The sequence below is a fragment of the Rhodoferax sp. LS1R11 genome (assembly GCF_056521395.1).
The window spans coordinates 1-7,833 of record NZ_JBWMAW010000033.1 but is presented as its reverse complement, the minus strand read 5'-3'; the positions used below and the strand labels follow the sequence as shown (position 1 = coordinate 7,833).

At 62.9% G+C, this 7,833-nt stretch carries 7 protein-coding genes and 1 pseudogene; 6 read left to right on the top strand and 2 right to left on the bottom strand.

All coding sequences use genetic code 11. The features are described from left to right. The first annotated feature begins 115 nt into the window (after positions 1 to 115). The 6 genes from AC097N_RS21100 (at position 116) to AC097N_RS21075 (ending at position 5,152) form a co-directional block, all read left to right on the top strand. On the top strand, positions 116 to 1,234 hold the full coding sequence (locus tag AC097N_RS21100; RefSeq protein WP_479584036.1) for an SMP-30/gluconolactonase/LRE family protein: 1,119 nt from the start codon (positions 116 to 118) through the stop codon (positions 1,232 to 1,234). A gap of 31 nt (positions 1,235 to 1,265) precedes the next feature. Continuing rightward, entirely contained in the window at positions 1,266 to 2,246 is a 981-nt protein-coding gene (locus AC097N_RS21095; RefSeq protein ID WP_479584035.1) for a Bug family tripartite tricarboxylate transporter substrate binding protein, read from the top strand. A 25-nt stretch (positions 2,247 to 2,271) separates the two neighbouring features. Beyond that, positions 2,272 to 3,744, top strand: coding sequence for an aldehyde dehydrogenase (NADP(+)) (locus tag AC097N_RS21090; protein ID WP_479584034.1), 1,473 nt, complete (start codon positions 2,272 to 2,274; stop codon positions 3,742 to 3,744). A 204-nt stretch (positions 3,745 to 3,948) separates the two neighbouring features. After that, the gene (locus AC097N_RS21085) at positions 3,949 to 4,386 is read left to right on the top strand and encodes a MarR family winged helix-turn-helix transcriptional regulator (RefSeq protein WP_479584033.1); all 438 of its coding nucleotides are present in this window, start codon (positions 3,949 to 3,951) and stop codon (positions 4,384 to 4,386) included. A 91-nt stretch (positions 4,387 to 4,477) separates the two neighbouring features. Then, on the top strand, positions 4,478 to 4,735 hold the full coding sequence (locus AC097N_RS21080; RefSeq protein ID WP_479584032.1) for a hypothetical protein: 258 nt from the start codon (positions 4,478 to 4,480) through the stop codon (positions 4,733 to 4,735). A 39-nt stretch (positions 4,736 to 4,774) separates the two neighbouring features. Continuing rightward, positions 4,775 to 5,152: a hypothetical protein gene (locus AC097N_RS21075; RefSeq protein ID WP_479584031.1), complete on the top strand. Its 378-nt coding sequence runs from the start codon at positions 4,775 to 4,777 to the stop codon at positions 5,150 to 5,152. On the opposite strand, the gene AC097N_RS21070 is transcribed toward AC097N_RS21075, so the two are convergent. Beyond that, positions 5,106 to 6,218 carry an Ldh family oxidoreductase gene (locus tag AC097N_RS21070; RefSeq protein WP_479584030.1) on the bottom strand — a complete coding sequence of 371 codons (1,113 nt, stop codon included), beginning with the start codon at positions 6,216 to 6,218 and terminating at the stop codon, positions 5,106 to 5,108. The genes AC097N_RS21075 and AC097N_RS21070 overlap by 47 nt on opposite strands. An 89-nt stretch (positions 6,219 to 6,307) precedes the next feature. Beyond that, positions 6,308 to 7,725 (bottom strand): annotated as a pseudogene (locus AC097N_RS21065) (FAD-binding oxidoreductase). Between the last annotated feature and the right edge of the window lie 108 nt (positions 7,726 to 7,833).

The following is a 7,833-nucleotide window of genomic DNA, read 5'->3' as shown; positions in this document are numbered from 1 at the left end:
GGATGCGCTGATCCGGAAGCTCGGCGCTCAGTAAGTAGCGCCGCTCATTCACGCAAGAGAAAACCGCGCGGCCGGATGCCGCATGTCATCAAACCAACGATAACGGAGACAAGACATGACAAAACAAAATATCAACGCCCGTCGCGGCTTTCTGAAAGTAGCTGCCAGCACAGGCCTTGCGGCATGGGGCGGCTCGGCGCTGGCGCAATCGTTCAGCTTCATGCCGAACCAGCGCTACCCTGACCCCTCCGTCCTGATTCTGGACCCCAGCTTTGCCAAGTACCGCATTTACAGCAGTACCGTGGAGCAAGTGGGAACGGGCATGCGCTGGGCGGAAGGCCCGGCGTATTTTCCCAACGACGTGGCAGGCAAACCCGGCTACCTGCTGTGCAGCGACATCCCCAACAACCGCCTGATGAAGTTGGACGAAGCCACCAACAAGTTCACGGTGCACAAGGAAAACGTCAACTACACCAACGGCAACACACGCGACCGCCAGGGACGCCTGATCAGCTGCGAACACTCGGTGACCCGCCGCGTGGTGCGCACTGAGAAGAACGGCAGCATGACCGTGCTGGCCGACAGCTTTGAGGGAAAAAAGCTCAACGCACCCAATGACATTGTGGTCAAGTCGGACGACACCGTCTGGTTCACCGACCCGCTGTTTGGTATCAGTGGCGAATGGGAAGGCTCGCGCGCCAAGCCCGAGCAAGCCACCACCAATGTGTACCGCATTGCCAAGGACGGCAAGCTCACGGCAGTGATCACCGACATCGTCAACCCCAATGGCCTGGCCTTCTCGCCCGATGAGAAAAAGCTTTATGTCGTGGAGTGGAAAGGCACGCCCAACCGCAGCATCTGGAGTTTTGACGTGGAGGACGATGGCACCGTGCGCAACAAGACCAAGCTGATCGATGCCAACGGCACCGGCGCATTCGACGGCTTCCGCGTGGACCGCGACGGCAACCTGTGGTGCGGCTGGGGCCACAGCGGCGCCTTTGCCCCCGAAGCAACCGACCTGCCCGGCGGCATGAAGGCGCACCTGCCGCTGGCGAAATCAGAAGACATGGACGGCGTGAAGATCTTCAATTCAACGGGCAAACCCATCGGCTTTATTCGCCTGCCCGAGCGCTGCGCCAACCTGGAATTCGGTGGCCCCAAGCGCAACCGCCTCTACATGACCAGCAGCCATTCCCTTTACGCGCTCTACGTGGAAGCCCACGGCGCGGTTTAAGCCCTTCAGTTCATTCAATCAGGAGAAATTTATGTCAAATCGACGTCTAGCCCTCGTGGGTATTGCGGCAGCAGCTATTGGATTGATAGCAAATGGTGCGGCCTTTGCACAATCAGACTACCCCAACAAACCCGTCAAAATCATCGTGCCGTTCCCGGCTGGTGGCACCAGCGACGTGATGGGCCGTCTGGTGGCTGATGAGCTCACCAAGATTCTCAAACAGCCCTTCATCGTTGAAAACATCGGGGGCGCTGGCGGCACCATCGGCACGGCTCGCGCACTGACGATGCCTGCCGACGGCTACACGCTGATTCAAACCGGTGTAGGTCAAAACGCCGTGGCCCATGGCCTGGACCCCACGCTCAAATACAACTCAAAGACCGATTTCATTCACCTCTCGCAGGTCAACTCCGGTCCCAACGTGCTCGTCGTCAATGCGGCGACGCCGTACAAAACCGTCAAGGACATCGTGGACTACGCCAAGGCCAATCCCGGCAAGCTGGACTACGGCTTCACCCATGCGGCCTCCGGCCACATGGCGATGGAGTTGTTCAAGCAAACGACAGGCGTGTTCATGACGGGTATCTCCTACCGTGGCGGCGGCCCGATGATGACGGACATCCTGGGCGGCACGATCCCGATGATGTTCATCAACCAGGACACCGCCCTGGCCCATGTCAAGGCTGGCAAACTGCGCGCCATCGCGGTCAGTAGCGCCCAGCGCAACCCGCTGTACCCCGATGTGCCCACCATTGCCGAGTCGGGCTACAAGGGCTTTGAAGCGCTGTCCTGGTCTGGCATGTCGGTGGCCAAGGGCACGCCGCAACCCATTGTGGACAAGCTCGAAGCGGCTTTGACCCAAGCCATCAAGTCGGCCACCGTGAAGCAGCGCCTGGAGACGATTGGCTTTGTAGTCCCTACACCGGGCTCAGCCGCGTACACCACGTTCCTCAAGAAAGAAATTGATACCTGGACCCGCGTGATCAAGACCGCCGGCATCAAGCCTCAGTAAACCCTTTGCGAACCCAACACACCCCATGAAAACACTTCAATCCCTACAAGCCCGCACGGGCGAAGCACTTGGCGCGCCTTTGTTGGCCACCACGCCCGACCAGGTCGATGCTGCAGCCCAAGCCGCCGGTCAGGCCTTTGAGGCCTGGGCCGCCAGCAGCGGAGAAACGCGCGCCCTCTTGCTGCGTGGACTGGCCACCGCTTTGGAAACCGACCGCGACGGTCTGGTGATCCTGGCGGACGAAGAAACAGGCCTCGGCCCGGTGCGGCTCAATGGTGAACTGGACCGCACCGCGTTCCAGCTGCGCCGCTTTGCCGACATCGCCGAACGGGGGGTGCCGTTTGACGTGTTGAATGACCCCGCTGTGGCCGGTCCACCACCCGCAGGGCACCCGGCCATGGTGCGCCAGCGCTTGCCGCTGGGCCCCGTGGCCATGTTCTCGGCCAGCAACTTCCCCTTCGCCTTCTCGGTGCTGGGTGGCGACACGGCCTCGGCCCTGGCTGCGGGTTGCCCGGTGGTGGTCAAGGCCCATTCGGGGCACCTGCTGCTGTCCAACCGCGTGCACGGTCTGGTGCAACAGGTCCTGGCCGCGCAGCAACTGCCGGCCGGTCTGGTTGGTTTCATCCAGGGCGGTGGCTCTGACGTGGGCGTGCGCCTGGTGCAGCACGAGGCCATTGCGGCCGGCGCCTTCACCGGCTCCACACGCGGTGGTTCGGCCTTGCAGGCGGTGGCCAATGCGCGCGCCCGCCCCATTCCGTTTTATGGTGAATTAGGCTCCACCAACCCCGTGGTGGCCTTGCCCGCCGTGCTGGAAAGCCACGGTGCCGCGCTGGCCGCCACCCTGGCAGGCTCCATCAGTCTGGGTTGCGGGCAGTTCTGCACCAGCCCAGGCCTGATCGTGTTGCTGGCCAGCCCGGCCAGTGACGCTTTTGTGCAGCACCTCACCACCGCACTGGCCGCCCAAAACCCGCATTCCATGCTCACCCCCGGCATGCGCCAGGCATTTGACGCGGGCTTGACCCACATGGTGGACGCAGGCGCCAAGCCCTTGCTGCATGAAGCGGGCAATGCTGCCGCGCCCCGGCCCTTTCTGGCGCAGGTGGATGCGGTGCAATTCATTGCCAAGGCGGCGCTGCGCGAAGAGTTGTTCGGCCCGGCCAGCCTGATCGTGCGTTGCGACTCGGTGGCACAAGTCACCGAGGTGCTGCGCGCCGTGGGCGGCAGCCTGACTGTCACGCTGTGGGGTGCTGATGAACCCAGTGACGACAACCAGGCGCTGGTGCGCAACGCCATGGCCATTGCCGGCCGTGTGCTGTTTGCCGGTGTGCCTACGGGCGTGGCCGTCACCGCGGCGCAGCAGCATGGCGGACCCTGGCCCTCGTCAACCCAGCCGATGACCACTTCGGTGGGGGATGCAGCCATGGATCGCTTCTTGCGCCCGGTGTCTTTGCAGGACGCGCCAGCCTGGTTGCTGGCGCGCAACGGGCGGCCTTGTTAAGAATGCATTGAGGGGGTAGGGCGCGGCACGCCCTCCTCCTTCACCGCTTCTCTTGCTGCCAGACTTTAAATAGTTTTATAATAGTTTACATATAAACTATATAGGTAGCATCCAATGCGAGGCAATGAACGATTAGCGACCATCAAGCGGAGTACGTCACCCCTGGAGGCCGCATTGCCAGACCTCCCGATGCCTGAAACGGTCATGGTTCGCTTGATCCGGATAACCGTCTCCGGCATGGCTGATTTTTTTGAACCGGTTTTTCGCAAGCTCGGCTTAACCGAGAACTCCTTTCACGTCCTTTGTCTGCTGATGGCCAGCGAACAGGGGCGCGCTTCGCCCAGCGAATTGAGCGAGTTGATTGGCACCAGCCGCGCCAACATGACACGTATTCTTGAGTTGCTGGAACGCGAGGGCTTGGCTTCACGCGCCGTCGAAGCCCGCGATGCCCGGCGGCATGTCATCGAAATTACAGACAAGGGGCGGCAAGTCAGCCTTGATGCCGTACCGCAGATGATCGAGCCGCTCAAGCGGGCGTTTTCCGACCTGAGCCCCGAGGAATTCGCCACGCTCGCTATTTTGTTGCGCAAAGTCACCATATCTTTCGACAAGGGCGCCCTGCCCCTGAGAGCTGCGGCCTGAGCCCCTGCATCAGCACCAATTCCCACCCACTCATTCGCCAAGGAGAAACCGACATGGATGAAAAAACAACTCTGCGCTCCTGTTCTGGGGTGTGATCGGCCAAAACCTGCCCAATCCCTCGCCAGCCTTGAGCGCACCCGATCTTGTGGCGCGCTATGTCACCCACCTCAACGACATCCGCCTCGGCTTCCTCATGTCGATGATCATCATCGTGCTCTACATGCCCTGGTCGGCCCTGCTTGCCACACAGATGGCTCGCATCGAGGGCAAGTCCCCGGTCATGGCCTACGTGCAACTGTTGGGCGGTGGATTGACCGTGATGGTGGTGTCCTTCAGCGCCTTCTTCTGAGTGACTGCCGCCTTCCGGCCGGATCGCGACCCGGCCTTGATGCAGTTGCTGACAGATCTCGGCTGGCTGTGCATCGACCTGCAATACGCCTGCACGACGTTTCAGATGGTCGCCGCCGCGCTGGTTGGACTGGCGGACAAGAGTAAGACGCCGCTGTTCCCGCGCTGGGCCTGCTTCCTGACCATCTGGTGCGGCCTGAGCTTCCTGCCAGCGAGCCTGACGGGTGTGTTTAAAACCGGGCCCTTCGCCTGGAACGGCATGCTCAGCTACTACATCCCGTATTTCTGCTGGTTGTGCTGGTTTACCGTGGCCAGCCTCTACATGATCAAGGACGTGCGCCGCCGCATGCGCGAGGCAGAAGGCCTCGCCGTCAAGGCGCAATTCGCGCAGGGCTTGGAGCCAGTTCACGCACGCTGAGCGCGGCAGGCCAGGCCAAACCTGCAGCCTGTGCCAAAGGCTGCATGGCCGCCACCACGCTGACTCCCAACGGCACGCCCTCCTCCCTGGCCTGGCGCTGCCGTGCAAAAGCCTGCTCTCCCGGCAAACGCACCCGGGGCCCGCCCGGCAGCGGCGGGTTGTTGTGGCAGGCCTCCACCAGCCAACCCGTCTGGCGGGTGAAGGCCTCCAGCCCGGCAAAGGCGTTGGGGTCCAGCACCTGTAAAAAGATACCAATGGTGGTGCCCACCGGCGCATCGGCCCGGCCATAACCAGGCAGGCCTTGCGTCAAGGCCTCGGCCAGCAGGGCCATGCCGTAGCCCTTGTGTCCATGGTCAAAGCCCCCCACCGGCAGCAGCGTGCCCCCGCCACTGATGACGGTCGCCGGGTCGTTGCTGGGCTGGCCTTGCGCATCCATCGCCCACATCGCAGGAAAATGCTCGCCCCGCGCCGCCAGTTGGCGGGCGCTGTTGAGGGTGGTGATCGAGGAGCTGATGTCCAACAGGATCGGATTGCCCGGCGTGGGAATGCCCGCCGCCATCGGGTTGGGGGTGAAGACCGGCCGGGTCCCGCCAAACGGCGCCACGCCCGCCGCCGCCGGGCCGGAATTGACGAGTTGCACCATCAACCCCCGCTCGGTGAGCCGTGGCAGGTAGGTGGCCAGGGCGCCCGTGTGGTGGCTGTTGGCAATGGCAATGGTGACCACGCCATGCTGCTCGATGCGCTCCAGCGCGATGTCAATGGCGTGGTTGATGAGCCACGCGCCCGGCAGGCGGTTGCCGTTCCAGGTGACGCAGGCGCCGCGGTCGTTCACCACGGTTTTATCGCCGGTGATGGTCATCACGCCGGTGCGTGCCGCTTCCAGATACCACGGGGCCAGGGCCAGCCCGTGAGTGCTGTGCCCCATGCTGTCGGCGGTGAGCAAGGCGGTGGTGACGCAGCGGGCCTTGTCGGCCTCCATGCCGGTGGCGCAAAACAATGTCTGCACCAGTGTGTCGAGTTCAACCAACGAAAAGCGCTGGGCTGAAGGTGTTTGAGGTGTTGTCATGAGATTACTTGTTGCTACAAATTAAATAGCTGCTTGCGCACGGTTGACGGGGGCTACAGGCCTGAAACGTATAAATTTCGTCCGTTGGGTCAGGTGGGTAGCAATTTGCCGGGATTCATCAACCCCTGCGGGTCCAGCGCTGCTTTGACGCGGCGCATCACCGCCACCTCCAGCGGCGTCTTGTACATCGCCATCTCGTGGTTCTTGAGCTGGCCCAGGCCGTGCTCGGCGCTGAACGATCCCTGGAATCGCGCCACCACGTCCAGCACCAGAATGTTCACCCGGTCAGCCTCGGCCTGCCAATCCGGCGTGGTCCAGCCCACCGGGCGGGACACGTTGAAGTGCAGATTGCCATCGCCCAGATGCCCATAAACAATCGGGCGCACGCCCGTGTAGGCGATGTGCAGCGGGGCTGCACTTCGTCAATGAACGCCGCTACGCTGGACACGGGCACGGCAATGTCGTGCTTGATGTTCTGGCCGTCATGCTGCTGGGCTTCACTGATGTTTTCGCGCACGGCCCAGAGTGCTTCGGCCTGCGCCACGGAAGTGGCGATGAGCACATCGTCAATCACCCCGCTTTCCAGCGCCTGCGCCAGCGCGGCCTGAAAGCTGGCCTCCAGGGCGGCTTGTGCGCCCTCGCCTGCACCAGGGTCGGTTGCTTCCATCAGCACCTGCCAGGGGTGCGTCTCGGCAAACAGGGCTGGCGTGTCCGGAAAATACTGGCGCACCATGGCCACACTGGCTTCGCTCATCAACTCAAAAGCGGTAAACCGGTCGCCCAACGCGCCGCGCATCAGGCCCAGCAAGGCCAGCGCCTGCTTCGGGGTTTGAAAACCGGCAAACGCCACGGCACTCGCATGCGACGCCGGAAAGAGCTTGAGTACGGCCGCCGTCACGATGCCCAGCGTGCCCTCGGACCCGATGAACAGGTGCTTGAGGTCATAACCCGTGTTGTCCTTGCGCAGCGCGCGCAGCAGGTTCAGCACCTGGCCGTCCGCCAGCACGACCTCCAGACCCAGCACCAGATCCCGCGTGTTGCCGTAGCGCAGCACCTGCACGCCACCCGCATTGGTGGCAATGTTGCCGCCAATCTGGCAGGAGCCTTCGGCGCCCAGCGACAGGGGAAACAAGCGGTCATGCACGGCGGCAAGCTCTTGCAGGGTTTGCAACACACAACCGGCCTCCACGGTCATGGTGTTGTTCAGGGGGTCGACGTTGCGCACACGGTTCAGGCGGCTCAGACTCAACACCACTTGCTGGCCGCTGCCGTCGGGCGTGGCACCACCGCACATGCCGGTGTTGCCCCCCTGGGGCACGATGGACAAGCCCTGGGCAGCGCAGAGCTTGACGGCAGCCGCCACCTGCGCCGTGTCCGCAGGGCGCAGCACGGCCAACGGCGTGCCGGTGAACTTGCCGCGCCAATCGGTGGCGAAGGCGCTCAGGTCGGTGGTCAGCACATGGGCATCGCCCAGCAGGGCGCGGGCCTGGGTCAAAAATTCAGTCATTCAATAGCTCCAATGAGGCGGGTTCCACCTCGTTCACGCCGCCCACGGGGTACGTGTTCCACGCCGAATTGCGCCTACTGAGCGCCGAGCTTCCTGATCAGCCCATCA